Annotated in this window: 28 protein-coding genes and 1 pseudogene; 28 read left to right on the forward strand and 1 reads right to left on the reverse strand. The window is 40.4% G+C overall.

Annotated features, from left to right (window positions below; translation table 11 throughout):
- The 23 genes and pseudogenes from prmC to murA all read left to right on the forward strand — a co-directional run bounded on the left by prmC (window position 1) and on the right by murA (window position 20,340).
- Window positions 1-867 (forward strand): peptide chain release factor N(5)-glutamine methyltransferase, encoded by an 867-nt coding sequence (gene prmC, locus KHA96_RS11275; RefSeq protein ID WP_213129384.1) that lies wholly within the window; start codon window positions 1-3, stop codon window positions 865-867.
- Window positions 868-1,145: 278 nt separating this feature from the next.
- Window positions 1,146-1,994 carry a stage II sporulation protein R gene (gene spoIIR, locus KHA96_RS11280; RefSeq protein WP_349305735.1) on the forward strand — a complete coding sequence of 283 codons (849 nt, stop codon included), beginning with the start codon at window positions 1,146-1,148 and terminating at the stop codon, window positions 1,992-1,994.
- 153 nt (window positions 1,995-2,147) lie between these two features.
- Window positions 2,148-3,203, forward strand: a complete 1,056-nt coding sequence (locus KHA96_RS11285) for an L-threonylcarbamoyladenylate synthase (protein WP_213129385.1) — start codon at window positions 2,148-2,150, stop codon at window positions 3,201-3,203.
- Between the two features lie 106 nt (window positions 3,204-3,309).
- Window positions 3,310-3,831, forward strand: a complete 522-nt coding sequence (locus KHA96_RS11290) for a manganese efflux pump MntP (protein WP_213129927.1) — start codon at window positions 3,310-3,312, stop codon at window positions 3,829-3,831.
- Window positions 3,832-4,258: 427 nt separating this feature from the next.
- Complete coding sequence (locus tag KHA96_RS11295) at window positions 4,259-4,693, forward strand: low molecular weight protein arginine phosphatase (RefSeq protein ID WP_213129386.1); 435 nt, start codon at window positions 4,259-4,261, stop codon at window positions 4,691-4,693.
- Between the two features lie 189 nt (window positions 4,694-4,882).
- Window positions 4,883-5,086, forward strand: a pseudogene (locus KHA96_RS23520) (HAMP domain-containing protein); the annotation flags it as partial.
- Between the two features lie 15 nt (window positions 5,087-5,101).
- On the forward strand, window positions 5,102-6,028 hold the full coding sequence (locus tag KHA96_RS11300) for a methyl-accepting chemotaxis protein (protein WP_481748239.1): 927 nt from the start codon (window positions 5,102-5,104) through the stop codon (window positions 6,026-6,028).
- Window positions 6,029-6,061: 33 nt separating this feature from the next.
- Entirely contained in the window at window positions 6,062-6,502 is a 441-nt protein-coding gene (gene rpiB, locus KHA96_RS11305; protein ID WP_213129388.1) for a ribose 5-phosphate isomerase B, read from the forward strand.
- 130 nt (window positions 6,503-6,632) lie between these two features.
- Window positions 6,633-7,214: a TIGR01440 family protein gene (locus KHA96_RS11310; RefSeq protein ID WP_213129389.1), complete on the forward strand. Its 582-nt coding sequence runs from the start codon at window positions 6,633-6,635 to the stop codon at window positions 7,212-7,214.
- A gap of 128 nt (window positions 7,215-7,342) precedes the next feature.
- On the forward strand, window positions 7,343-8,578 hold the full coding sequence (glyA, locus tag KHA96_RS11315; RefSeq protein WP_213129390.1) for a serine hydroxymethyltransferase: 1,236 nt from the start codon (window positions 7,343-7,345) through the stop codon (window positions 8,576-8,578).
- 285 nt (window positions 8,579-8,863) lie between these two features.
- Window positions 8,864-9,493, forward strand: coding sequence for a uracil phosphoribosyltransferase (upp, locus tag KHA96_RS11320; protein WP_213129391.1), 630 nt, complete (start codon window positions 8,864-8,866; stop codon window positions 9,491-9,493).
- Window positions 9,494-9,939: 446 nt separating this feature from the next.
- Entirely contained in the window at window positions 9,940-10,320 is a 381-nt protein-coding gene (locus KHA96_RS11325; protein ID WP_213129392.1) for an ATP synthase subunit I, read from the forward strand.
- An 11-nt stretch (window positions 10,321-10,331) separates the two neighbouring features.
- Window positions 10,332-11,042: a F0F1 ATP synthase subunit A gene (atpB, locus tag KHA96_RS11330; RefSeq protein ID WP_213129393.1), complete on the forward strand. Its 711-nt coding sequence runs from the start codon at window positions 10,332-10,334 to the stop codon at window positions 11,040-11,042.
- A gap of 65 nt (window positions 11,043-11,107) precedes the next feature.
- Complete coding sequence (gene atpE / locus KHA96_RS11335; protein WP_213098439.1) at window positions 11,108-11,323, forward strand: F0F1 ATP synthase subunit C; 216 nt, start codon at window positions 11,108-11,110, stop codon at window positions 11,321-11,323.
- A 175-nt stretch (window positions 11,324-11,498) separates the two neighbouring features.
- Window positions 11,499-12,014, forward strand: coding sequence for a F0F1 ATP synthase subunit B (gene atpF / locus KHA96_RS11340; RefSeq protein WP_213129394.1), 516 nt, complete (start codon window positions 11,499-11,501; stop codon window positions 12,012-12,014).
- 2 nt (window positions 12,015-12,016) lie between these two features.
- A complete protein-coding gene (locus KHA96_RS11345) occupies window positions 12,017-12,553 on the forward strand; it encodes a F0F1 ATP synthase subunit delta (RefSeq protein ID WP_213129395.1) in 537 nt (178 codons plus the stop codon).
- Window positions 12,554-12,608: 55 nt separating this feature from the next.
- Window positions 12,609-14,117, forward strand: a complete 1,509-nt coding sequence (gene atpA / locus KHA96_RS11350) for a F0F1 ATP synthase subunit alpha (protein ID WP_213129396.1) — start codon at window positions 12,609-12,611, stop codon at window positions 14,115-14,117.
- Between the two features lie 313 nt (window positions 14,118-14,430).
- The gene (locus tag KHA96_RS11355; RefSeq protein WP_213129397.1) at window positions 14,431-15,288 is read left to right on the forward strand and encodes a F0F1 ATP synthase subunit gamma; all 858 of its coding nucleotides are present in this window, start codon (window positions 14,431-14,433) and stop codon (window positions 15,286-15,288) included.
- A 217-nt stretch (window positions 15,289-15,505) separates the two neighbouring features.
- The gene (atpD, locus tag KHA96_RS11360) at window positions 15,506-16,927 is read left to right on the forward strand and encodes a F0F1 ATP synthase subunit beta (RefSeq protein ID WP_213129398.1); all 1,422 of its coding nucleotides are present in this window, start codon (window positions 15,506-15,508) and stop codon (window positions 16,925-16,927) included.
- 22 nt (window positions 16,928-16,949) lie between these two features.
- Complete coding sequence (locus KHA96_RS11365; RefSeq protein WP_213129399.1) at window positions 16,950-17,351, forward strand: F0F1 ATP synthase subunit epsilon; 402 nt, start codon at window positions 16,950-16,952, stop codon at window positions 17,349-17,351.
- Window positions 17,352-17,739: 388 nt separating this feature from the next.
- A complete protein-coding gene (locus KHA96_RS11370; protein ID WP_213129400.1) occupies window positions 17,740-17,973 on the forward strand; it encodes a DUF1146 family protein in 234 nt (77 codons plus the stop codon).
- Window positions 17,974-18,268: 295 nt separating this feature from the next.
- Window positions 18,269-19,003 carry a YwmB family TATA-box binding protein gene (locus tag KHA96_RS11375; protein WP_213129401.1) on the forward strand — a complete coding sequence of 245 codons (735 nt, stop codon included), beginning with the start codon at window positions 18,269-18,271 and terminating at the stop codon, window positions 19,001-19,003.
- Between the two features lie 32 nt (window positions 19,004-19,035).
- Window positions 19,036-20,340 carry a UDP-N-acetylglucosamine 1-carboxyvinyltransferase gene (gene murA, locus KHA96_RS11380; protein ID WP_213129402.1) on the forward strand — a complete coding sequence of 435 codons (1,305 nt, stop codon included), beginning with the start codon at window positions 19,036-19,038 and terminating at the stop codon, window positions 20,338-20,340.
- 224 nt (window positions 20,341-20,564) lie between these two features.
- On the opposite strand, the gene KHA96_RS11385 is transcribed toward murA, so the two are convergent.
- Window positions 20,565-20,786: a hypothetical protein gene (locus KHA96_RS11385; RefSeq protein WP_213129403.1), complete on the reverse strand. Its 222-nt coding sequence runs from the start codon at window positions 20,784-20,786 to the stop codon at window positions 20,565-20,567.
- Window positions 20,787-20,983: 197 nt separating this feature from the next.
- On the opposite strand from KHA96_RS11385, the gene spoIID reads away from it, so the two are divergent.
- The 5 genes from spoIID (at window position 20,984) to spoIIID (ending at window position 26,660) form a co-directional block, all read left to right on the forward strand.
- A complete protein-coding gene (spoIID, locus tag KHA96_RS11390; RefSeq protein WP_213129404.1) occupies window positions 20,984-22,003 on the forward strand; it encodes a stage II sporulation protein D in 1,020 nt (339 codons plus the stop codon).
- 160 nt (window positions 22,004-22,163) lie between these two features.
- Window positions 22,164-22,973: a stage II sporulation protein SpoIIQ gene (gene spoIIQ, locus KHA96_RS11395; RefSeq protein ID WP_213129405.1), complete on the forward strand. Its 810-nt coding sequence runs from the start codon at window positions 22,164-22,166 to the stop codon at window positions 22,971-22,973.
- 596 nt (window positions 22,974-23,569) lie between these two features.
- Window positions 23,570-24,832 carry a group II intron reverse transcriptase/maturase gene (gene ltrA / locus KHA96_RS11400; protein WP_213127439.1) on the forward strand — a complete coding sequence of 421 codons (1,263 nt, stop codon included), beginning with the start codon at window positions 23,570-23,572 and terminating at the stop codon, window positions 24,830-24,832.
- A 593-nt stretch (window positions 24,833-25,425) separates the two neighbouring features.
- Entirely contained in the window at window positions 25,426-25,917 is a 492-nt protein-coding gene (locus KHA96_RS11405) for a hypothetical protein (RefSeq protein ID WP_213129406.1), read from the forward strand.
- Between the two features lie 476 nt (window positions 25,918-26,393).
- A complete protein-coding gene (gene spoIIID / locus KHA96_RS11410; RefSeq protein WP_213129407.1) occupies window positions 26,394-26,660 on the forward strand; it encodes a sporulation transcriptional regulator SpoIIID in 267 nt (88 codons plus the stop codon).
- Window positions 26,661-26,946: the final 286 nt, after the last annotated feature.

Genomic DNA, 26,946 nt, shown 5'->3' on the forward strand with positions numbered 1-26,946 from the left:
ATGCACAAAAAAGTGTACGAAGCCCTCAATTGGGCTTCTTCTTTTTTAAAAGAGCATGACCGAGATGAAAATGCAGGCGAGCTTTTATTAATGTGGATAATGGGAGAAACTCGTGCTCGGTTATTGGCTGAACTAAGAATGGAAATGCCTGAACTTGAATACGCCCGATTCGTCGAGGCGGTTAAGGAACATGTTTCCGGTCGTCCAATCCAACATATCATTGGGTACGAGGAATTTTACGGAAGAAAGTTCATCGTGAACGAGAATGTACTAATTCCACGACCGGAAACAGAGGAATTAATTGTGGCCGTCCTAGAGAAGGTGGATTCCTATTTTAGTAATTCATCTAAGCTGAAATGCGTAGATATCGGGACAGGCAGTGGAGCGATTGCTGTTACGATGAAGCTTGAACGACCTGAGCTTGCGGTGTCCGCTTCGGATATTTCTGAAGCAGCTTTAAAAATTGCCCAGAAAAACGCTGAGGCTCTTGAGGCGGAAATAGATTTTCGGCATGGAGATTTACTTGAACCTTTTTTAAACGAAAAATGGGATGTCATTCTCTCAAATCCGCCTTATATTCCAAATGAGGAAAAAACCAATTTATCTGAAGTAGTTCGTGATCACGAACCACATAACGCCTTGTTTGGTGGTATTGATGGCCTCGATTTTTACAGGAGATTCGCCAGTGATCTGCCAAAAATGACTAGTGAAAAAGCACTCATCGCTTTTGAAATCGGTGCTGGCCAAGGTGAGGCGGTTGCTGACTTAATGAAAAAAGCTTTCCCGCACGGTAAGACCGAAATTATCCTCGATATAAATGGAAAAGACCGAATCGTACTGATAAGGACCTGTTGTATCGAGGAGTGAGCACCGCATTGTGACCCTAAATATGAAATACGTAGCTTAAAGGTCACGATGACCGTTTCATCAAAGTGCCCAAGTCCGTATTCAATTCGGTAGAAAGGTCACGATGAATTCTTCAATCGGACAGCAAAGCCTTCTATCCCAAGGTCAGGGGCACTTTAATCAGTTTAACCGGACAACAATCGCGCCTTTCACAAGATTCCAGGCGCATTGACTTGAACTATCCATGTTTAGAATTCTATTGTCTTGTCCATAATGCCTGTTAGAGGGGGCAGATGGATATGATGAATGAATATATGAAACATAGATTCTATCAAAAAAATATAGCTTGGGTATATATAGTGATTCTCGTTTTTGCAACAGTAGCAAGTTTGGCCATACCAAAACAGGAAATGGCCATGGCGTCAGACCCTTTTGTTATTCCGGGGGAGGCAATTCGCCTTAGAATATTGGCTAATAGTGATGGGGAAAAAGATCAGGAAGTAAAAAGAGCGATTCGCGATGAAGTGAATAAAGAAATTACAACTTGGGTGCAAGATTTAACGTCTATTGATGCGGCAAGATCTACTATTACTTCCCAACTAGAAGAAGTGGAACAAATCGCAAAAAAGGAATTGGCTGCACGTAATCTTGACTATTCTGTAAAAGTAGAATTCGACAATGTTCAGTTTCCTACAAAATTATATGGCCAATATCTTTATCCTGCGGGCACTTACGAAGCTATTTTAATCACACTGGGCGAAGGAAAGGGGGCCAATTGGTGGTGTGTTCTGTTTCCACCGCTTTGCTTTCTGGACTTTTCTAATAGTTTGGCAGTAAGCCCTGGTTTTGAGGAAGATGCAGAAACGGAAACTAAGACAGATACTAAGTCAGAAACTCATTCAAAAACTGACTCCGATACTAATTCTGATACTGATCCGAAAACCAATCCAGAAACCAACATACAAAATGTTAATAAAGATATCGAAACAAACAAAGTGGAAACCATAAATGTGGACAAAACTGTGGATAATGATCCTGAACAATCGGAGAAACAATCCCCAGAAGAGCCACCAACGTTTGTAAAAGACGAGGAAAATAAAGTAGAAGTGAAATTTTTTGTAGTAGAATTATTTAATAAATTATTTTAATCACACTATAAACGCAAGTTATACACATAAATCACAGGAGTTATCCACTGGATAATCTTAATTATCCACATTATGTGCATAACTTGTTCCTTGTTTTCTGCAAAACTCGTAAAAAAATAAATAATATCAACAAATAGGAAAGAGGCAATATAAATGAAAACAGAAAGATGGTCCGTGGATAAAGATGTGGATAAAAGTAAAAGTTATCCACAGATCGAGGAGGCAGCTGCTCTATTACTTAAAAACGAAGTAGTCGCTTTTCCGACAGAAACAGTGTATGGGCTGGGGGCTAATGCTAAATCGGATGAGGCAGTAGCGAAAATCTTTGCGGCAAAGGGAAGACCAGCAGACAACCCATTGATTGTCCACATTTCATCCACAAGTCAGCTGCAGAACATGGTTGCCTCTATTCCGGAAAAAGCGAAAAAATTAATGGATCATTTTTGGCCGGGACCATTAACGATCATTTTTCAAAAAAAACAAGGGGCTGTTTCTGAACTAGTGACGGCTGGGCTTGATACGGTAGCGGTTCGAATGCCGGACCATCCGGTTGCCCTAGCTCTTATTGAAGAATCAAATCTACCGATCGCGGCTCCAAGCGCAAATCGATCGGGAAAACCAAGTCCGACAGCTGCTGAACATGTAGCGAATGATTTGCTGGGAAAAGTTGCTGGTATTTTAGACGGAGGGTCAACAGGCGTTGGGGTTGAATCAACAGTCATTGATTGCACTGGAACGACTCCAATTATTTTAAGACCAGGCGGTGTTTCAAAGGAAGAGATTGAATCGATCATCAATCAAGTTGATGCGGATTCGAGCTTAAAAAATCAAAAATTAAAACCAAAATCACCAGGCATGAAATATAAGCATTACGCACCTGCAGCTCCTTTATTTTTAGCAGAAGGTGAACCGAAATGGCTTCAGACCTTAATAAATGAAAAGCGAAATCAAGGTTTAAAAGTAGGAGTTATGGCATCATCCGAAACAGCGTCTTATTATGATGCTGATATGATTCTTGATAGTGGCAGTAAAAATAACTTAAGTGAAATTGCTCACTCCCTTTACCATGCTCTCCGTGCTTTCGATGAAGCTGAACTGGATATCATTTTCTCGGAGACATTTCCGGAAACAGGTGTAGGTGCAGCCATTATGAACCGGCTAGATAAAGCGTCCGGCCACAATTGGATTCGTCAAACAGCTTCTCCTTAAAAAAATAGTCTAATCCCTTTTTTAATCGCATATGTTCCCTATAGGCAAGTCCAATGGGGAAAGGGGAAGATAGACAGTGCTTCCAGAAATCATCACATTATTAATCATGGCATTTGCAGTTGGGATGGACGCCTTCTCTGTCTCCCTCGGCATGGGAATATATAAGCTAAGATTAAAACAAATCTTTATAATTGGAATTTCTGTAGGCATCTTTCATGTCGTCATGCCATTGATTGGAGTTTTAGCCGGCCATTTATTAACAGATACCTTTGGGAAAATAACAGGTAATATTGGCGGAATTCTACTCGTTATTCTTGGTTTGCAAATGATCATATTTTGTTTCAGGAATGACCAGCAAACCTTTATATTGCCAGTAGGCGGGGGAATCCTTATTTTCTCGCTCCTTTTGAGTGTGGATAGTTTTTCTGCTGGAATTAGTTTAGGTATGTTTGGTGTAAGAGCGGCGATAACCGCTTTGTGTTTTGGACTCGTTGCCGTATTCCTAACGTGGAGCGGATTGTTATTAGGGCGTAAAGTGCAAAATTTACTCGGTATCTATGGAGAACTTCTTGGAGGAATAATTTTGATCGCATTTGGTCTTAAGCTGTTACTTCAATTTCCATATTGAATAAAGTCAAGAAAGGCGGCTTTTCTTTATAGAGGGCTGTCTTTTTTTTGTTTATATTAGTTCAAAGCCTCGACTGGCAAACTTCATTTCTACTCATTTTAGTAAATTGCTATAGATTTTTCATGTCAATCTACATTAGTCAGGAAAGCCAGCGACATAAACGGACGAAACGATAGCCCAACGTTGCGCTTTCCTTCAAGCAACATCCGCTTTTCCCGCCTCGTCGTGTTACCTTCATCACAGGTTCAATGTCAAAAAAATGAACGACAGCTAATACCGACAGTTCTGTGGCGAATGCGATGACCCACATCCTGTACTTCTATTCATTGATCACAAGGCACTTGCGCTTTTCTGAAAGTATGCCATAATTTTCTCTATATTCAAGTAGTCCTTTATACTTAAATGTGCGAAAAAGGTGGTAGTTAATGTGAACGTTCTTTTTATTTGTACGGGAAATACTTGCAGAAGCCCGATGGCAGAAGCAATTTTTAATCATAAGTGGATTGGAAAAGGTGAAGCTAAGTCGGTTGGTATGTTTGCTTCTGAAGGTGAACAGGCGGCTATGAATACGATTCATGTGTTAAAAGAAAACGACATACAGATTAACCATCAATCCAAACAGCTTACGGAAAATGATTTGCAATGGGCTTATTTAATATTGACAATGACAACATCTCATAAAAATATGCTGCTAAACAATTATCCAGGTTCTGCCGATAAAATATATACATTGAAAGAATACATATATGGTCCCGGACGTGATTTGGATGTAATGGATCCTTACGGCGGTGATATAAATGTGTATCGTTCAACTTTTAGCGAATTAGAGGATTTAATCAACCGTATTTTTGAAAATGAATAACATCGTAAAAATTTATACAATTAGAGAACTGGACAGGTGAAAATTATGGCAAAAGAACGCAAATACAAATTTGGCTTACAGAAAAAACTAGTCGTCTTTATTACGTCGGTAGCAACGATTACTTTTTCAACTAGTGCCTTCTTTCTTTATTTTATTTATCCTTTTGTAGATGAATACATGAGTGAAGTGATGTTCACACTTGGTACGTTGTTGCTAGGGATTATTTGGTCTGGAATTTTAACTTACTTCGGTGCATTTTTTATTACGAAACCACTTCAAAGACTAGAACAGGCAGCCGTTAAAGTTGGAGAAGGGGATATAAGTACGGATGTAAAAATCTATGGAAGAGATGACGAGATTAATTCGCTCGGAAAAGCATTTAATGGAATGCTTCATAATTTTAGAGAAATGGTTTTTCAAATCGAAGACAATTTTAATAAAACGAATGAAAATGTCATTTCAATTTCTAAAAAATCAGTAAAAGCCGCTGAAGAAGCAGAAAATGCGGCACATACAATATCGGAAATCTCCTCAGGTGCGGAAAGTTCAGCTGCTGCCATCCAGGCAACCGCAGAATCTGTAGATGATATTACGCAAATTGCGCATAAAGTCCAGTCGATGGCACGGGAATCAGAGAATATAACGAAAACAATGCTAGATGAGTTGCACAATAGCCACCAAGTCGTTGAATCCCTTGTTAGTGGAATTGAGAAACTGGCGATTGGGAATAATCAATCGTTGGAAGCAGCACATAGGTTAGAAGAAAATGCTACGAAGGTCGAGCAAATCATCCAACTAGTCGGAGATATCGCTAATCAAACAAACTTGCTAGCATTGAATGCGTCGATTGAAGCGGCAAGAGCCGGTGAACATGGAAAAGGCTTTGCGGTTGTTGCGGAAGAAGTTAGGAAACTAGCTGATGAAAGTGCAAAAGCAGTTCAAGGAATATCGGATCTTATTCAAAACATCCAAACAGAAGTTGGAAGTGTTGTGAAGCAAATTTCTGTACAAGTTGCATCCGTAAATGAAGAAGTGAAGAAAGGTACACAAACGAATGCAGCTATTACGGCAATGACAAAAACGATTCATGAAACGGCATCTAGTGTTACAAACATATCAGATCTCGTCGATCGTCAAATGGAAAGTGTCAGCGTCACATCTGCACAGGCTCAAGAAGTAGCCGCGATTGCGGAAGAGACATCAGCGGGTGCGGAAGAAGTAGCGAAACAATCAAAAAAACAAGCGGAAGATATGGAAGAAATCGACCAACTCGCAGAACAATTACGGGAGCAAGCCGGCAAATTAAAAGACACTATCTCCCGTTTCACATTATAATAGGGACATCATGAATAGGGAGGACTTTTTAACATGAAGGTTGCGTTGGCATCGGATCACGGTGGTATTCAAATTCGTGAAGAAATTAGACAATTGCTTGAAGAGCTAAAAATAGAGTATGAAGATTTTGGTTGTGACTGTGCGGATTCAGTAGATTATCCAGATTATGCAGTACCAGTAGCAGAAAAGGTCGCAAAAGGTGAATTTGATCGAGGAATATTGATTTGTGGCACTGGCATCGGCATGAGTATTTCTGCGAATAAAGTAAAAGGCATTCGCTGCGCACTTGTCCATGATGTTTTTAGCGCTAGAATGACACGCCTTCATAATGATAGCAATGTTTTAGCAATGGGAGAACGAGTCATAGGGGCAGGACTGGCGCGTGAGATCGCCGAGACTTGGCTGCAAACCGAGTTTGAAGGCGGACGTCACCAAACACGTATTGGAAAAATTGCAGAGTACGAGGGAAAATAAATTCAAAAGTTGGGGCGTCTGCTAGTCGCTGATCTAGACGGAAACTCTCTTTAATTTATAATCCGAACAAGTGCAAAATCCGGACCGTCATTCGAGTTCCGGATTTTATTCAATATCGATAGTAAAGGAGATGAGGATTTTGACATTACCTTTAGAAAAATGGCGTGAAGAAATGAAGGCGATCATTCAAGAAAGTCGTCATTCCTTACAACTTCATACTGGAAAAACTTTAGTCATAGGCTGCTCTACCTCAGAAGTGGCAGGGAAAAACATCGGTACGTCTGGAACGATGGAAGCAGCAGAAGTCATTTTTTCAGAGCTGAAAAAATATGCAGACGAATTAGGTTTCCATTTAGCATTTCAATGCTGCGAACATTTAAACCGCGCGCTTGTCGTTGAAACGCAAACAGCAATTGAAAAAGGTCTCGAACAGGTTTCAGTCATCCCTGCTCCAAACGCAGGAGGGTCAATGGCAACATACGCTTATAATCAGTTTAAAGAACCTGTCGTAGTTGAATTTATTAAAGCAGATGCTGGAATTGACATCGGCGACACTTTTATCGGTATGCATCTAAAACATGTTGCAGTCCCCATTCGTGTAAAACAGAAACAATTAGGGAACGCGCATATTACGATTGCCACGTCTCGTCCGAAATTAATAGGTGGAGCAAGAGCAATATACGAAGCGGAAAAACTGAACATTCAATGCTGATGTTCAGTTAAATGTTCAGGAAATGCCTATAAAATATGAAAAATCGTTTGGCATGACCACTTTTCCATGGTAAAATGGAAAAGAATTTATTAACGACCATTATTTTTAACATGATGAGGGGGAGCGAAATGAGCACAATTGCACAACAAGATCCGCAAGTGTACAAAGCGATTCAAAATGAATTAAAACGCCAGCGGACGAAAATTGAGTTGATCGCGTCTGAAAACTTTGTGAGCTCTGCAGTAATGGAAGCACAAGGATCTGTATTAACGAATAAATATGCAGAAGGTTATCCGGGACGTCGTTATTACGGCGGTTGTGAATATGTGGATGTTGCCGAAGACCTTGCACGTGATCGTGCGAAAGAAATATTCGGAGCAGAACATGCCAACGTACAGCCTCATTCCGGAGCCCAGGCAAATATGGCCGTATACTTCACTGTTCTTGAGCAAGGGGATACCGTTCTTGGAATGAATTTATCCCACGGTGGGCATTTGACACATGGGAGTCCTGTTAATTTTAGTGGAGTCCAATACAATTTCGTAGAATATGGAGTCGATGAAAAAGATCATCGCATTAATTACGAGGATGTCCGCCAAAAGGCGATCGAACATAAGCCGAAGCTTATCGTAGCGGGTGCGAGTGCTTATCCTCGAGTCATTGATTTTAAAAAGTTCCGTGAAATTGCGGATGAAGTTGGAGCTTATTTAATGGTGGATATGGCCCACATCGCCGGTCTTGTCGCTGTCGGCTTACATCCAAATCCAGTTCCTTATGCTGATTTCGTAACAACGACTACTCATAAAACATTGCGCGGTCCTCGCGGAGGAATGGTGCTTTGTAAAGAAGAATTCGCGAAGAAAATCGATAAATCCGTTTTCCCAGGTCTTCAAGGTGGCCCGTTAATGCACGTCATTGCTGCAAAAGCAGTTGCTTTCGGTGAAGCACAAAGCGAAGACTTTAAAACGTATATTCAAAACGTTATGGATAATGCTGAACGTCTAGGAGAGTCGTTGAAAAAAGAAGGACTTGACCTTGTTTCAGACGGAACAGACAATCATTTATTGCTGCTCGATCTTCGTTCAATCGGACTAACAGGAAAAGTCGCAGAAAAAGTATTGGATGACGTTGGCATCACAGTTAACAAAAACACAATTCCGTACGATCCAGAAGGTCCATTTACGACAAGTGGAATTCGTATCGGTACACCTGCCGTAACGTCAAGAGGATTTGGCTCAGAAGAAATGGATGAAATTGCATCCCTTATCGGATTCGTATTAAAAAATCATGACGATGAAGCTAAACTTGACGAAGCACGTGCTCGTGTCGAAGCTTTAACTGGAAAATTCCCATTATATGAATAACATGAAAATCGCCTTCTATTGATGGAGGCGATTTTTTTATTGTCAAATTCCCAATTCATATTATCATTTCGTACTGAAATAATAGAGAACGAAGAATTGAGTTCGAATCACCCCTTCAATCTATAAAGATTGTTCAAAATGTTACAACTTTCTCTATCTCACTAATATCATCTTTTTTATCCTTGCTGAACATCTTTTTATTCTGTAAAATAATGTAGATAAAGTTATTTTGCAGACAAAAAATCCGCCGGATATCGAAGCGGAATTAGGAAAAGGAGCGAAATCATGGCAAAAGTATATGTATTCGATCATCCTCTCATTCAACACAAAATTACATATATACGAGACAAAAACACGGGTACGAAGGAATTCCGTGAACTTGTAGATGAAGTTGCTACATTAATGATGTTTGAAATTACTAGAGATATGACACTTCAAGAGGTAGAAGTAGAAACACCTGTTGCTTCCGCAAAGTCTAAAGTGTTGGCTGGGAAAAAACTAGGAATCGTTCCTATTCTACGAGCTGGAATTGGGATGGTAGATGGTATACTAAATTTGCTTCCTGCTGCGAAGGTAGGTCATATCGGTTTATATCGTGATCCCGAAACATTAAAGCCAGTTGAATATTACGTAAAACTTCCAAGCGATGTTGAGGAACGAGATTTTATCCTAGTCGATCCGATGCTTGCGACGGGTGGATCTGCAGTTGCGGCGATTGATTCACTAAAAAAACGTGGTGCTAAAAATATTAAATTCATGTGTCTTATCGCAGCTCCTGAAGGAGTAGAGGTAATGCAGAAAGAGCATCCGGATGTCGATATATATATCGCAGGGCTAGACGAGAAACTCAACGAAAAAGGCTATATCGTTCCTGGTCTTGGTGATGCGGGAGACCGTTTATTTGGGACTAAATAAGCAAATTAGATGACAATTTGAGGAATCATTTATTGAGATTACCCTCATTCATGCTAGACAAAACTTTTTACAAGCTCCACACAAAAAAAGAGACGGGATCATGATAATTCCGTCTCTTTCAAATATGTTCATTTCAACATAAGATTGTCAAAAATAGTCGCAATTGGAGGAAATTTTTTAATTGAGGATTTTGTGAACTTACTTGACATTCTTTATACTAAATTAATTGAAAACTCGTTGACTAATGTTTGGGGCTATTGTATGCTAACAAAGGGTATGGCTATTATGGTTATTCCCACTAATAATAACGATTCCAAGCATGCGTGCACACATGCTAATGGATAAAGTTAGTATTAGTTTAGATCATCGAACTTCCACGATGCTAAGCCGCGAAATTTGGCGGATCCTCCAAGTTCGACATTTCTTTTCAAGGGGATAAAAAAAGAATGCCGGAACTCCAGCAATTATTCTACAGACATTGTAAATACATATTATATCTGTTGTCGATTTATGTATTGGGATGGGGTTTTACTGAATATAAGTCAATTTTTATGGGGTTAATTCTTGGCACATCAGTTAGTCTTTTCAATCACTGGTACTTAGCAAGGAAGACCAATCGGCTTGGTGAAGCAGTCACATCCGGAAAAAAGGTTTACTCTATCGGAACACTTGTTAGAATGGCTATTGTTATTTTAGCCGTCTATATAGCAGGCAGATATCCGCAGTATTTTCACCTTGTAAGCGTGATTATAGGTGTGATGACAGCTTATGCAGTCATTATAATAGATTTTTTTTACCAAAAAGTAATGAAACCTAGAAATAAGTGAGGTGAACACGATTGGGTCACGAAGCACCATTAGTAAAAATAGCCGGACTGTGGTTTAACAAGTCAAATATGTTAATGATTACTGTTGCATGCATCATCGTCATTATTATAGCGGTCCTTTCTACTAGAAACTTAAAAGTAAAACCAACAGGCATGCAAAACTTTATGGAATGGATCATGGACTTTGTAAAAGGGATCGTCAAAAGCAATATGGACTGGAAAACGGGTGGAAACTTCCATCTGCTTGGTATCACACTATTAATGTTCATATTTGTTTCCAATATGCTAGGCTTGCCGTTTTTCTTTCTAGTTGGAAACGATCTTTGGTGGAAATCACCGACAGCCGATCCAGTCATTACATTAACATTATCAGCAATGGTTATTGGCTTATCACATTATTACGGTGTCAAAATGAAGGGTGCAAAAGAATATGGCCGCGATTATTTTAGGCCAGTAGGATTTATGTTTCCTTTCAAAATCATTGAAGAATTTGCAAACACCATCAGTTTAGGTCTTCGTTTATACGGAAACATATACGCGGGTGAAGTTTTGATAAGTTTGCTGGCAGCTATGGCAGCAACAAGTGCAGTAGGATGGGTTGGTGGATTTATTCCACTAATGGTATGGCAAGGATTTAGTATTTTCGTAGGAGCATTACAAGCTTTTATTTTCACGATGTTAACAATGGTTTATATCTCACACAAAGTGAGTTCAGACCATTAATATAAACCTGTTCATAATAGGACAGACCAATATATATTTTTTTAAAAACAAGGAGGAATTTCTTAATGTATGCATTAGCAGCAGCAATCGCAATTGGTTTATCAGCTCTAGGAGCAGGTCTAGGTAACGGTATGATCGTTTCAAAAACAGTTGAAGGTATGGCTCGTCAACCGGAAGCTCGTGGTATGCTTCAAACAACAATGTTCATCGGTGTAGGTATCGTTGAGGCGATTCCTATCATGGGTGCGGTTATTGCGTTCATGCTTCAAGGAAGAGTTTAATTCGTTTTACTCTTTTATAAAAGTTAAAATGGCGAAGCTCTCTAGTTGGGAATCTTCGCCATTTGTTTAGTCTGGAAATGTAAAATGCTGTCAAAGCTAGAATCAGTATCTTCAAACATCTATTCGGCGCGATGATTCCAGTTGCGCCTTCATTTTTGAAGGGAGTGAAGCAAACGTGCTTACGAAAAGTCTTACACTTGGAGCTGCAGCCGGAACATTTAACGGTGGAGATATCCTATTTACCGTCGCAGCTTTCGCGGTGTTGATGTTTATTTTGAAAAAAGTAGCATGGGGCCCATTAATGGGAATCATGATTCAACGTGAAGAGCATATAGCAAGTGAAATCGAAGCAGCGGAAAATAGCCGCGTCGAATCAAATAAATTGCTCGAAGAACAAAAAGAACTATTAAAAGAAGCTCGCATAGAAGCGCAAGCAATGATTGAAAACTCTAAGAAACACGGAGAGATTCAACGTGAAGACATCATCAAGACGGCTCGTGAAGAAGCGGAACGTCTAAAAGAATCTGCACGTCTTGAAATCGAACAGCAAAAAGAGCAAGCAGTTACAGCTTTACGTGAACAAGTTGCAACTTTATCTGTTCTAATTGCGTCTAAGGTTATTGAGAAAGAACTTAAAGAAGAAGATCAACAAAAATTGATCAATGATTATATTCAAAGGGCAGGAGAATAGCGATGAGTCAAAACATTGTCGCAGAACGCTATGCTTTAGCTCTTTTCCAATTGGCTAAAGAACATAATCTTATTCAAAAAATAGAAGAGGAACTGCGTGTAGTGAGAAAATCTGTAAGTGAAAACCCAGGATTTATCACATTACTTACCTCTCCAAACTTATCTCTTCATGAGAAAAAGAATATTTTACAAAACACTTTTTCGAATGTTTCTCCATTCGTCGCGCATACCTTACAGCTGCTTATCGACCGTCATCGCCAAAGTGACATTGTAGATGTAGCTACGGCATTTATTGATCTTGCCAATGAAGAAAATGGAGTGGCAGAAGCGACTGTATATTCGACACGACCACTAACAGCAGAAGAAGCAGAAAGGATCTCCGCTTCATTTGCTCCTAGAGTTGGTAGACGTTCTTTAAACATCGAGAATATTGTGGATTCAAATATTCTTGGTGGTGTAAAAATTCGAATTGAAAACCGCATTTACGACGGAAGTCTTCGTGGGAAACTTGACCGTCTTGAGCGTACATTGATCAGTTAACAAAAAGTTAACATGATTTAAAAACGGAAAGACTTGATTATGAGGGGTGAATTTCATGAGCATCAAAGCTGAAGAAATCAGTGCGCTGATAAAAAAGCAAATTGAAAACTATCAGTCTGATATGGAAGTAAGTGATGTTGGTACAGTTATCCAAGTTGGGGACGGAATTGCCCGCGCTTATGGACTGGACAATGTCATGTCAGGAGAACTAGTTGAATTCTCCAATGGTGTTATGGGTATGGCACAAAACCTTGAAGAAAGCAACGTTGGTATCATTATCCTTGGACCATATACTGAAATTCGTGAAGGAGACCAAGTACGCCGTACAGGACGTATTATGGAAGTTCCTGTTGGTGAAGAATTAATTGGCCGCGTCGTGAATTCACTTGGACAGCCAATTGATGGTCTTGGTCCTATTAATACAACAAAAACACGTCCAATCGAAAGTCCTGCACCAGGGGTTATGGATCGTAAATCCGTTCATGAACCTTTACAAACAGGAATTAAAGCGATTGACGCACTAGTACCAATCGGCCGTGGTCAACGTGAATTAATCATCGGTGACCGTCAAACAGGTAAAACAACTGTTGCAATCGATACAATCTTAAACCAAGCCGACCAAAACATGATTTGTGTATACGTCGCGATTGGTCAAAAAGAATCTACTGTCCGTGCGGCAGTTGAAACGCTTCGTAGATATGGTGCTTTAGATTACACAATCGTAGTAAGTGCCTCTGCATCACAACCTGCACCATTATTATTCCTTGCACCATATACAGGAGTAACAATGGGTGAAGAATTTATGTACAACGGTAAACACGTGCTTGTTGTTTATGATGACTTAACAAAACAAGCTGCTGCATACCGTGAACTGTCCTTGCTATTGCGTCGTCCTCCGGGCCGTGAAGCATATCCAGGGGATGTTTTCTACTTGCACTCCCGCTTACTTGAGCGTGCTGCGAAACTTAGTGACGCAAAAGGCGGCGGTTCCTTAACAGCACTTCCATTCGTTGAAACACAAGCAGGAGACATTTCTGCATACATTCCAACGAACGTAATTTCAATTACAGATGGACAAATCTTCTTGCAATCTGATTTATTCTTCTCAGGTGTTCGTCCAGCGATCAACGCAGGATTATCTGTATCCCGTGTTGGTGGATCAGCACAAATTAAAGCGATGAGAAAAGTTGCAGGTACATTGCGTCTCGACCTTGCATCATTCCGTGAACTTGAATCATTTGCTCAATTTGGTTCTGACCTGGATAAAGCAACACAAGCGAAACTTGCTCGTGGTGCACGTACAGTTGAAGTATTGAAGCAAGATTTGAACAAACCAATTAAAGCAGAGAAGCAAGTCATGATTTTATATGCATTGACACAAGGCTTCCTTGACGATATCGAAATTCATGACATCCTTCGTTTCGAAGATGAACTTTATACTTGGCTCGACCATAACCGTGCAGAATTACTAGAAAAAATTCGTACAACAGGTGCTCTTCCAGCAGATGAAGAAATGGCCGATGCATTAAATACATTTAAAAGAACTTTTGCGAAAAGTGAATAAGTAAAGAAAAGCGTAAGCGCCTTGCTCATCGACGTACAGGCCCACAGGATGTGGGTCCGTCGACGCCGCCACAGGACGTGGCGGCATTTAGGCGACGTTCCTTCTTTGACCATCGACTGAGATAAAGGAAACACGACGAGGAACGAGTTGGTGAAATTGGCACTTCAAATTTCACCTGATGTTGACTTATCGTAGGGAGAGGGGCAAGAAGTTTGCTAGTCGATAGGCACTGGAGCTAGACAAGGAAATGCAAATAAACAGCAGGGCGGGTCACCGCTTCTGCTCTACTTTGAAAAAAGGGTGGTGAGAATTAGTGGCATCCTTAAGGGAAATCCAATCTCGCATCAACTCGACGAAGAAAACGAGACAAATTACAAAAGCTATGCAAATGGTGTCTGCAGCAAAACTGAGCCGTGCTGAAATGAATGCAAAAGCATTCGTTCCCTACATGGAAAAGATCCAGGAAGTTGCTGCAAGTATAGCAATGGGCAGCAAGGATGTAAGCCATCCAATGCTAGCTACTCGTCCGGTGAAACGTACTGGATATATCGTAATTACAGCAGACCGTGGTCTAAAAGGTGCATATAACAGCAGCGTATTGCGTGCGGTTTATACAAAAATTCGCGAACGCCATCAATCTGATGATGAGTACGCCATTATTGCAATAGGACGTATGGGACGCGACTTTTTCCTGAAAAGAAATATGAACGTTGTACTTGAAATCAACGGACTTCCAGATCAACCATCTTTTATAGATATCATGGAAATTACGAGTAAAGCGGTTGGAATGTTCTCAGACGAAACGTATGATGAACTGTACATGTACTACAACCACCACGTAAGTGCCATCACTCAGGAAGTGACCGAGAAGAAAGTATTGCCACTTACTGACATCGCACCAACAACAAAACTCATGTCCTATGAATATGAGCCTTCTGCTGAAGCAATTCTTGAAGTCTTGCTTCCTCAATATGCGGAAAGTTTAATTTATGGCGTGCTGCTTGACGCCAAAGCAGCTGAACATGCTGCAGGTATGACAGCGATGAAGAGTGCGACAGATAATGCAGGAGAACTTATTGACAGCTTAACACTCTCCTTTAACCGTGCACGACAAGCAATGATTACTCAAGAAATCACGGAAATTGTGGGTGGAGTTGCAGCTCTAGAATAATTATTTTTTTAGAAGACTAGGCTCTTTTCTCAAACATTGTTGTCTATTTTATACACATTGATATTCGAACTTTAAAGTTCGAAATTTTACGGAGAAAAGATCTGCCAGCTTCATTAGCAACACTATATTAGGTGTAAAAGCCTGCTTTTACAAAACAAAAAAATACGAAAACAGCCTTCAAAAAAGCAAGACCATAACCCAGCTAGGAGGGGAAATGATGAACAAAGGACAGGTTCTACAAGTAATGGGACCGGTAGTTGACGTGAAATTTGCCAACGGCCAGCTCCCTGAAATTTATAACGCGCTTAAAGTTTCATACGTAGCGCAAACAGCTTCAGAAGTTAACATCGATTTGACGTTGGAAGTTGCTCTTCACCTTGGTGATGATACTGTCCGTACAATTGCGATGGCTTCTACAGATGGTGTCCAACGTGGAATGGATGTACTTGATACAGGTGCTCCGATTTCCGTTCCTGTCGGTGATATTACACTAGGACGAGTATTCAACGTATTAGGTGAAAACATCGACCTTGATGAAAAATTAGCGGATGATGTACGCCGCGATTCCATTCACCGCCAAGCACCAAACTTTGAACAGCTTTCCACAGAAGTTGAAATTTTAGAAACGGGTATTAAAGTTGTTGACTTGCTTGCTCCTTACATCAAAGGTGGTAAAATCGGTCTCTTTGGTGGTGCGGGTGTAGGTAAAACCGTTTTAATCCAAGAATTGATCAACAACATCGCTCAAGAGCACGGCGGTATTTCCGTATTTGCCGGTGTTGGAGAGCGTACACGTGAAGGTAACGACCTTTACTATGAGATGAAAGATTCAGGCGTTATTAGTAAAACAGCAATGGTATTCGGACAAATGAACGAGCCTCCAGGTGCACGTATGCGTGTCGCTTTGACTGGTCTTACAATGGCTGAATACTTCCGTGATGAGCAAGGACAGGACGTTCTCTTCTTTATCGACAACATTTTCCGTTTTACACAAGCAGGTTCAGAAGTATCAGCCCTTTTAGGACGTATGCCTTCAGCGGTTGGTTATCAGCCGACACTTGCTACGGAAATGGGTATGCTGCAAGAGCGTATTACATCGACAAACGTTGGTTCTGTAACATCGATCCAAGCGATTTACGTTCCTGCGGATGACTATACAGACCCAGCGCCAGCGACAACATTCGCTCACTTGGATGCAACAACGAACCTTGAGCGTAAGCTTTCAGAAATGGGTATCTACCCTGCGGTGGACCCACTAGCTTCCACTTCAAGAGCACTTTCTCCAGAGATCGTTGGAGAAGAGCATTACGAAATTGCACGTTCTGTACAACAAACATTACAACGCTACAGAGAGTTGCAAGATATCATTGCGATTCTAGGTATGGATGAACTTTCCGATGAAGATAAACTAGTCGTTGCACGTGCTCGTCGCATCCAGTTCTTCTTATCGCAAAACTTCCACGTGGCAGAACAATTTACAGGCCAACCGGGATCCTATGTTCCAGTTGCTGATACTGTAAAAGGATTTAAGGATATTCTTGAAGGAAAATACGACCACCTTCCAGAAGACGCTTTCCGTCTTGTAGGTCCGATTGAAGATGTAGTGAAAAAAGCCCAAGACATGGGCGTAGAAGCATAAACAGAGACCAGGAGGGTATGAAATGAAGACATTGCATGTAAGTATTGTCACTCCCGACGGTCCAGTCTTTGACTCAGAAGTAGAAATGGTGAGCACGAAAGCAGAATCGGGAGAACTTGGAGTCCTTCCAGGCCATATCCCTATGGTGGCACCACTTCAAATTGGTGCAGTTCGCTTAAACACTGGCACAGAAACGGAATATGTTGCAGTTAGCGGTGGATTTCTAGAAGTCCGCCCTGAAAAAGTAACAATTCTAGCTCAAACCGCTGAAACGGCAGAACACATTGACATTGCCCGAGCGGAAGAAGCAAAGAAACGTGCCGAAAGCCGCTTGCAAGGAAGTCAAGATGACATCGATTTTAGACGAGCCGAACTGGCACTAAAAAGGGCCATGAATCGTATTGATGTATATAAACATCATTAAGTAAGAAAAGCGAAAGCGCCTGTTTAGCGACGTACAAACTTCAGGACCATCGACTGAGATAAAGAAAACACGACGAGCCGCAAGGCGAGTCGATGTTGACTTATCGTAGGGAGAGGGGCAAGAAGTTTGCAAGTCGCTAGGCGCAGCAGCTGGACAAAGAAAAGCGAAAGCGCCTGTTTAGCGACGTATGGAATTCGTATTCCATGACGAGATAAAGGAAACATGATGAAGTCTGTAGGGACGAATTGATGTTGACTTATCGTAGGAAGGGAAGTAGAAATCCACTAGTAGCTAGGCGCAGGAGCCGGACAAAAATCGAACACCTTCTGGTTATAAGATCAGAAGGTGTTCATATGTATGATTCAGTTAGGGACAGAGGTGATTAAAGATGCTAGAAGATCTAGGGCAGCAGGCTTTGATCAACATATTCTCACATTTATTTTTTATCGGAATAGCGTTTTTTGCATTACAAGCATTAAATTTTGAAAAACTTATTAGGGCAAATAGGGTATTTCAAGCACGCCTGCTATATATATTATTGACTGTTGTAATTGGCTCAATAGCAAGTAACTTTTTTTTAGACTATTTAAATTGGTCTAGACAGCTTCAACTTCTATTTTAATAACACAAAAGATAAAGCACTTTTTAGATAAAGGAATTCCCCCAATTTCTAAAAAATACTTCATAGTCGTACTCCAAATTTAATTTTTTTGAAAAAAACTAAGCAAAATGTAATAGACTTTTAATATAGAATGGGACCTTTTACCTGTTTTCATTATGTCGACTTTTGTATATTATTTGAAGTGGTGAGGCGAAATTTGTCGACGTAAAAAGTCTATTAAAGTCTGTTGTTGACGTTATTCTTCAAGTATTTCTTTCCCCGTAGTGGAAACAATGTTACTAAGGGGGGAAGGATCATGAATAATAAATTTTTTTCCATTTTATCTCAAGTTACAATTTTGTTTGGTTTTATATTTGCTTTAGTTGGGAATAACACCATAGCAGCACCGGAATCCACTGATCTTCAAAACTTGGCCCAAACGATAGAGAAACACCAAGGCAACATCATTGAATGGTCTTTATATGCAAGAGAATCCGTCTATCTTCCCACTGTGGAAGAAAGGTTGTCAAAAATAAATGAGCTAAAAGAACTGTTCCCAGATATGGAGTGGTCTGATCGATCGGACTCCTTAATTGGCAAGAGGGATCATGGAATATTTAGTGAAACGATACAAATTTTATCAACTGACAATAATAGACATTCGTCCTCGTACATAGTGTACGAAGCAAAGGGTGAAAATTGGGATTCAAAACATGTTAAGTTCATAAACGATAGAGCAGAAAAAACAGTTTTGAACCTTTTCGATGGAAATCCTATTTTATTCTCTTGTATAAAAGGCGAATTCAGTGAGGAACTGAATGAATTTGTTGATCATTCTTTGGATGGATTTTTACATTCACTTCATGCATCAGAAGTTGAATCCGTTAAAGAACAGGAATTTTACTCCATGTCAGCATTTTCCTCTCTTTTTGCCCAAACCTTATCTTTTACAAACAAACAAATGAATATGCAAATTGGCCTCAGGAAAAATGAAATGGGTCCCGGAACTACCTTTGTGGTCGGCACACCCATCTTAACGATTGAATATTAATATAAAGAATATGGACGCGGAGGGGAATACTCTTGGAAAAAATCATCGTCCGCGGCGGAAAAAGGCTGAGCGGCACTGTTAAAGTTGAAGGAGCAAAAAATGCCGTATTGCCTGTGATCGCTGCATCATTATTAGCGAGTGAAGGAAAGAGCATCATACGAGATGTACCAATTCTCTCCGATGTATATACAATAGGGGAAGTGCTGCGCCATTTAAATGCCAGCGTTAAATTTGTGGATAAAACCATTATTGTGGATGCATCAGAGAATCTTAATATAGAAGCACCTTTTGAGTATGTGCGTAAAATGAGGGCTTCCGTACTCGTAATGGGCTCTTTGCTAGCTAGACAGGGCAGAGCGCGTGTTGCTTTACCAGGTGGCTGTGCAATTGGATCTCGTCCCATCGACCTTCATTTAAAAGGTTTTGAAGCAATGGGAGCAAAAGTAAAAGTAGAGAATGGCTTCATTGAAGCAACGGCCGATAAACTTAGAGGAGCTAAAATTTATTTAGACTTCCCGAGTGTCGGTGCAACCCAAAATATTATGATGGCGGCAGTTTTAGCGGAAGGTTCTACAGTGATAGAAAACTGTGCAAAAGAGCCGGAAATCGTTGACCTTGCCAATTATTTAAACAGCATGGGTGCTTTTGTAAGAGGAGCTGGAACAGGAACAATTCGTATTGAGGGAGTAGAGAAATTGTATGGAGCTGACCATACAATCATTCCAGATCGAATTGAAGCAGGCACATTCATGGTTGCAGCTGCCATTACTGGCGGCAATGTACTAGTGCAGGGTGCAGTCCCTGAACATTTGTCGTCTGTTATTGCGAAGCTGGAAGAAATGAATGTAACTGTCATCGAGGAAGCAAATGGAGTTCGTGTCATCGGACCTGACAAATTAAAGGCTGTTGACATCAAAACAATGCCCCACCCTGGCTTTCCGACGGATATGCAATCACAAATGATGGCTCTCCTCGTTTGTGCAGAAGGAACGAGCATCATCACTGAAACTGTTTTTGAAAATCGCTATATGCATGCAGAGGAATTTCGCAGAATGAACTCTGATATTAAAATTGAAGGTCGCTCTGTTATTGTTAACGGACCGAGCCAACTCCAAGGTGCTGAAGTAGCCGCAACCGATTTACGCGCAGCTGCAGCATTGATTATTGCTGGCCTAAAAGCAGATGGCTATACCCGCGTTACAGAACTAAAACATCTTGACCGCGGATACTTAGACTTCCACCTTAAACTCCGTTCCCTCGGAGCAGACATTGAACGTGTGAAAGATCTGAGCGAGACACCATCCGTGGAAAAAACAATTGTAGAATCAAATTCATAATATCTTCCAAAAAATCCGCCAATGTATAGATGTGGCGGATTTTTTAATATGTTTTGGTAAGTTAAAGGGAAGAATACTACGATCCATAACGAATAAGTTTATCGTTTCGGACAGAAATTCACTTTTTCCCGATAAGGTACCGGATTCGAACTGAAATCCAGCTTTCACTTGATTTTTTGTCAAAAAAAGATAAGGCTTGCTGTGCTGGACAAATTTTTCGTTTCCTAGTTCAGTTTGTCCAACAAGGCTTCTATGCTGGACAAATCTGTCGTTCCTGTAGCAAGTTTGTCAAACAAGGCAGTTATGCTGGACAAATTCTTCGTTTCTGAAGCAAGTTTGTCCAACAAGGCAGCTGTGCTGGACAAATCTGTCGTTCCTGAGGCAAGTTTGTCAAACAAGGCTTCTATGATGGACAAATCTATCGTGCCTGCCGCGAGTTTGTCCATCAACATTGCTCTATTGGAAAAGTCTCTCTGCGAATTATTGTAATTTTTTCAAATACTCTAGGCACATTCGAAATCCCGTCCCAACAAGCTACAATCAAGAAGAATCTACAAACCGAGTCATAATTGCTTGTCCATTTCCATATATTTAGAATCAGGTGATGGGGTCATCGCCTTAATTTTGTATTGGGGGATTAGGCATGAAACAATTAAAACCAGCATTCGTCTTGGCAGCCATTTTACTAGCATTATCGTTCATTATTCCAGCTATCCTCGTTCTGCCTTCTACAAATGATAAATCGGACGGAGCTCTGGCTGAGCAAGAGGAGGTCCAGTCAAAGCAAATGAAGAATGAGTCTTCTACCGAAGTAGCTGTTTTCCGAACAAATACGAAAAAAATTGAAAAGCTCCCGCTAGAAGAGTACGTCATTGGAGTAGTGGCTTCGGAAATGCCAGCCGAATTTGAATTAGAGGCTTTAAAAGCTCAGGCGCTTGCAGCCCGGACTTATATTGTGAGCCATCTAATAAGCTCTTCGGATAATGAAGATATTCCGGAAGGAGCCAATATTAAAGACACGGTAGATCACCAAGTCTATAAAAATAAAGCCGAGTTAAAAAAACAATGGGGAAAAGACTATGATTGGAAATATAAAAAAGTGGCAGATGCTGTAAAGGCTACCGCGGGACAAATTTTAACATATAATGAAAAGCCCATTACAGCCTCGTTCTTCTCAACGAGCAATGGATACACAGAAAATGCGGAGGATTATTGGAAAAATCAAATCCCTTATTTAAAGAGTGTAGAAAGTCCTTGGGATAGCAAATCGCCAAAGTTTAATAGTCAGAAAGTATTAACGATCTCTGAATTTGAAAATAAGTTAGGTGTCAAAATAGGAAACGGAAAAGATATTGGAACAGTAACGGGCCGAACTCCTGGAAAAAAAGTCGCCACCGTTAATATTAATGGCAAAGATTTTACAGGAAGAGAAGTGCGAGAGAAACTTGATCTTAGATCTACAGATTTCAAGTGGATACGAAAAGGAGACTCGATTATCATCTCCACAAAAGGATTTGGCCATGGGGTAGGCATGAGTCAATACGGAGCAAATGGGATGGCCCAAGAGGGTAAAAAGTATAAAGATATTGTTACACACTACTATCAAGGTATTACAATATCTGATGTAGAGAAAATAGGTAATCAAAAATTAGCGCTAAAATAGCTTATAGCTGAATCCGTTTTATGGATTCAGCCATTTTTTTTATATTTTTCAATAAAAATGTATAATATTTCGCTTTTGTCGAAAAAATAAGTGGATAAAATCATTTTTCGAAGTATATTATTCTCGCTTTCTGTTCAGAATGGTGACAGAGGTGATGAAAATGAGAGAGGAAGAAAAGAATCGATCTTCTCAATGGAAAACTTTTTTCAAAAAGCGCTGGGTATTTCCTGCAGTATACCTTGTGGCTGCGGCCTTGCTCATTTCTACGATTGTTTGGTATCAGGCAGGTAATAATTCTGTAAAAGAGCCAAATGTCGCAGAAAACGGCAAAGACTTAACTGGAAAAAATAATGAAGAGCCAGTTGTCGAGGTAAACCAGTCTTTTGAAAATGTCGTTATGCCGGTAAAGAATGATGATGAGGTAGTCATTAAAACAGGATTTTTCGATGCAAATGCATCAGAGGAAGACCAGGAAGCAGCACTTATAGTAGATGGTAATAAATATCGTCCAAATACGGGCCTTGATATTGCCAACAAAGATGGAAAAGAGTTTGAAGTAGTAGCTGCTCTAAGCGGAAAAGTTGCTTCAGTTCGCCAAGATGCATTACTTGGAAACGTCATTGAAGTGGAACACGAAAAAGGAATCGTAACCATTTATCAGTCTGTCAAAGATATGAAAGTTAAATCAGGCGATTCAGTAAAACAAGGTGATGTACTCGCCACTTCAAGCACAAGCCAATTAAATATGGCTGCAAAGAACCATGTGCATTTTGAAATCAGAAAAGACGACCAAGCACTGAACCCACAAACTTATTTTGGACAATCACTCACTGTATTATCAGAAGTAGAAGTGGATGATTCCAAAATCTCTGGACAAATCGAATCCGGAGAGGGATCAGAAAATGTAAAGGACACGGAAGATACAGGGACTGAAGATACCGGGTCTGATACTGAATTAGAACTAGAATAAGTAAATTTATGGAGACGGACCACTTATATGGCCGTCTTTTTTGCTGTGCGCCCAGCATGGGCGTAGTCTATAGGGTGCAAGTCCCGAACTGCGAAGGCAGAAGTAGCAGTTAGCTTAACGCAAGGGTGTCCACGGTGACGTGGAATCTGAAGGAAGCGAGCGGCAAACCTCCGGTCTGAGGAACACGAACTTCATATTAGGCTATTTACGATTGGGTGAGTTTGCAGTACAGAACAAAGCCCTTTCTGCCGAAGGTTGTATGTAGTAAATGAAGCAGATAGGTGGAGGGAAAGACTACGTTCTTACCTGGGGAGGTCTGATTGGAACGCCAAGTTCACTTGGTAACCTATCCAGTGATGGATAGCTGAACAATCAGAAGTCAGCAGAGGCCATAGTACCATTCGAACTCGAGAAGAATGGGAAGGGCTGAACAATTAAGAGAGAGCAACATCTTGGCATTCAGTAACCTGCGATGAACACAGATAACCGATAAGGCATGCTTGAAGGAGGATATGGTGAATCCCATGGGGGACTTCAAGATGGTGGAGCAGAACTGGCATAAGTGGAATCGTTGTTCACGGAAAGAGGCGTAACCAATGTTAATGGAACGAATACTGTCACGGGAAAACCTCCTTTCCGCCCTGAAAAGGGTGGAACGAAATAAAGGAAGTCATGGTGTGGATGGGATGTCCGTACAAAACCTACGAGAGCATATCAAGAAACACTGGGAATCCATGAAAATGGAACTTCTTGAGGGTACCTATACACCGCAACCCGTCCGCAGGGTCGAAATCCCGAAACCTGACGGTGGGGTGCGATTATTAGGTATCCCTACCGTAACAGACCGTCTCATTCAACAAGCAATTGCCCAAGTTTTAACGACTATATATGACCCGATGTTCTCAGACCATAGTTATGGATTTCGACCAGGTCGAAGCGCCCATGATGCGGTTAGGAAAGCAAAAGGTTATATACAGGAAGGTTATCGTTGGGTGGTTGATATCGACTTGGAGAAGTTCTTCGACAGAGTAAACCATGACAAATTAATGGGGACACTAGCGAAACGAATCGAAGATAAACGCCTGCTTAAGTTAATCCGTAAATATCTAGAATCGGGAATCATGATAAATGGCATTGTGACAACCAGTGAGGAAGGAACTCCACAAGGAGGACCTCTCAGTCCTTTACTCTCTAACATTGTCCTTGACGAATTTGACAAGAAGTTAGAGGAAAGAGGTCACAAATTTGTACGATACGCCGATGATGCTAATATCTATGTGAAAACAATGAAAGCAGGAAACCGGGTGATGGATTCCATCACCTTGTTTATAGAAGGAAAGCTTAAGCTGAAAGTTAATTTGAAAAAGTCAGCTGTAGACCGTCCTTGGAAGAGGAAATTTCTTGGATTCAGTTTTACCTTTCATAAAGAACCCAAAGTTCGGATTGCCAAAGAAAGCGTGAAACGGATGAAGAATAAAATCCGAGAAATTACCTCAAGAAAGAAACCTTATCCCATGGAATATCGAATAGAGAAACTAAACCAATATCTAATGGGATGGTGCGGATACTTCGCCCTGGCAGATACGCCAAGTGTATTCAGGGAGTTTGATTCATGGATTAGAAGAAGACTTCGGATGTGTATGTGGAAGAATTGGAAGAAACCAAGCACGAAGGTGAGGAACCTCATTAGACTTGGCGTTCCGAAAGGAAAGGCTTATGAATGGGGAAACTCACGTAGAAGTTATTGGAGAATCTCCAAAAGTCCGATACTACACAGAACCCTTGGAAACTCCTACTGGAATTCCCAAGGGCTCAAAAGTCTATTATCTCGTTACGAAACTTTGCGTCACCAATCTTAGTTGAACCGCCGTATACCGAACGGTATGTACGGTGGTGTGAGAGGTCGGGGGTTAATCACTCCCTCCTACTCGATTGGAAAAATTACGACATTTCTCGGGAAATAATTACGTTGAAAAAGCGAAATATCTGCTTCGTCTTTAATCTTGTTAATTTACTAACGGTTTCAGAACGCCCGTTACTTTAATGGCGGGATGAATGGTACGCCTCTGACAAAACGAGTGAATACAACAGGAATGTTTCGTTGCAAAGCTACGCCATAAGGTCGTGTTGGCATCGACATTGGCACGTCAACCGTTGCGGTATCCTCCGAAACAGAGGTGTTTTTGAAGCCACTAGCAACGAAGGTTCTCAAGAAAAACGCCGTTTGCTACGAAAATTAGACAGTAAAAGATGTAGCATGAACCCTCAAAATTTCAAAGATGGCACAATAAAACGTGGCATCAAACTCACTTGGAAACGCAGTAACACCTACATGAAAACTCTCAATCAACTAAAAGAACTTCATAGAAAACGTTCTGTGTATGTCAAATAGCAACACTCCAAAATAGCCAACTACTTTTTAACATTAGGTGATACAGCCTATGTCGAAAATATGTCATTTAAGGGTTTAGCCAAACGTACTAAAGTAACCAAAAAGAACAAAAACGGCAAATTCCAGTCTAAGAAACGATTTGGCAAAAGCATAGGCTCTTATGCTCCTGCATTACTCATGACAATCATCAAACAAAAATTAATATATATCGAAAAAGAACTCCATGAAATCAACACCTATTCGTTTAAAGCGAGTCAATATAATCATGTAACCGACAGCTTCAAGAAGAAAAAGCATCATCAGCAATGGAGTTATGTTGGCGACCATAAAGTTCAACGGGATTTGGATAGTGCCTTTTTGATTATGAACAGCCAAAGTGATGGAAAGAGTACCAATCGGGAATATTGCATACGAACCTTTAAAAACTTTCTGATACTGCACAATAACCAAATGGAACAATTAAATCAACATGCAAGTTATTTACCAAGCAGTATGGGATTAGATCTTCCTTCGCAGGTGGAGATGCTCGCCTTCGTAAAAAGTGTTTGTTAATACAACGGAGGTTGTATAGAACATAAAGTCTCATGGGACAGAGAAACCATCGAGGATGTTGTACATAGACCATTGCTTAAGCAAAAAGGAACAGGCAGCGCCTATTACAAAGTAGTTGTAGCAAAACTGTGGAGAGCTTCGGGATGCTTCTATGAAGTACAAGAGAACCTCGTCTCTATAAAGATGGGAGCATTCAGGCATATATTTGCTCTCATCGCAATAAGTATATAATACAAACTGTACAAAACAGAGAGTGTTTGAGGTGAGGAATCGTTGTAAAGACCCCACATTCAGTTATAGATATGATTATATTCAGAAAAGAGAGATGGATTTCAAATAGAGATTTCACTAAACAGTCGCAAGCTTCGGAAGGCTGTATACATCACTAGCCAGCTTGAGCAGATGAAGTATTTTTAATATAAACTGACGAGTCTCATTTCACACTCCTCACATCCAATTCGAGGAGGGCGAGCGGTGTGCACGATTACATCAAAGAGCGAACGATCAAGATTGGAAGGTATATCGTGGAGACAAGAAAAACGGTTCGCGTAATTGCGAAGGAGTTTGGAGTATCCAAAAGTACTGTCCATAAAGATTTAACGGAACGTTTACCAGAAATCAATCCGGATTTAGCAAATGAAGTGAAAATAATTTTGGATTATCATAAATCTATTAGACATTTACGAGGTGGAGAAGCGACAAAACAAAAGTATAAAAAAGAAGAAATGAAGACGGGTTTATGAAACAATGAAAAACAATTTTTATGCACAGAATAGATATAAAAATGAGACAAGAGCTACAAGCTTAAATAAAATTTTTCGAAAACAGTGAATATTAAGAGAACATAATTTTTAAAAATAGGGAGCAAATTGCTTCCTTTTTATTATTTTATTTAATAATTTTAGACACTTTTTTAAAAGATGATTTCCGTCTAGCCGGAGTCGCAAGCCCCTTGAGGTCATCAACAAAGTCAAAATCCTGACTTTTCCCCTCAGAGCCATTTCTTGTAGTTAGTTCAGCAGGACGAAG

Origin of the sequence: Bacillus sp. FJAT-49711 (assembly GCF_018343715.1) — a bacterium.
Lineage (GTDB): Bacteria > Bacillota > Bacilli > Bacillales > Bacillaceae_C > Lederbergia.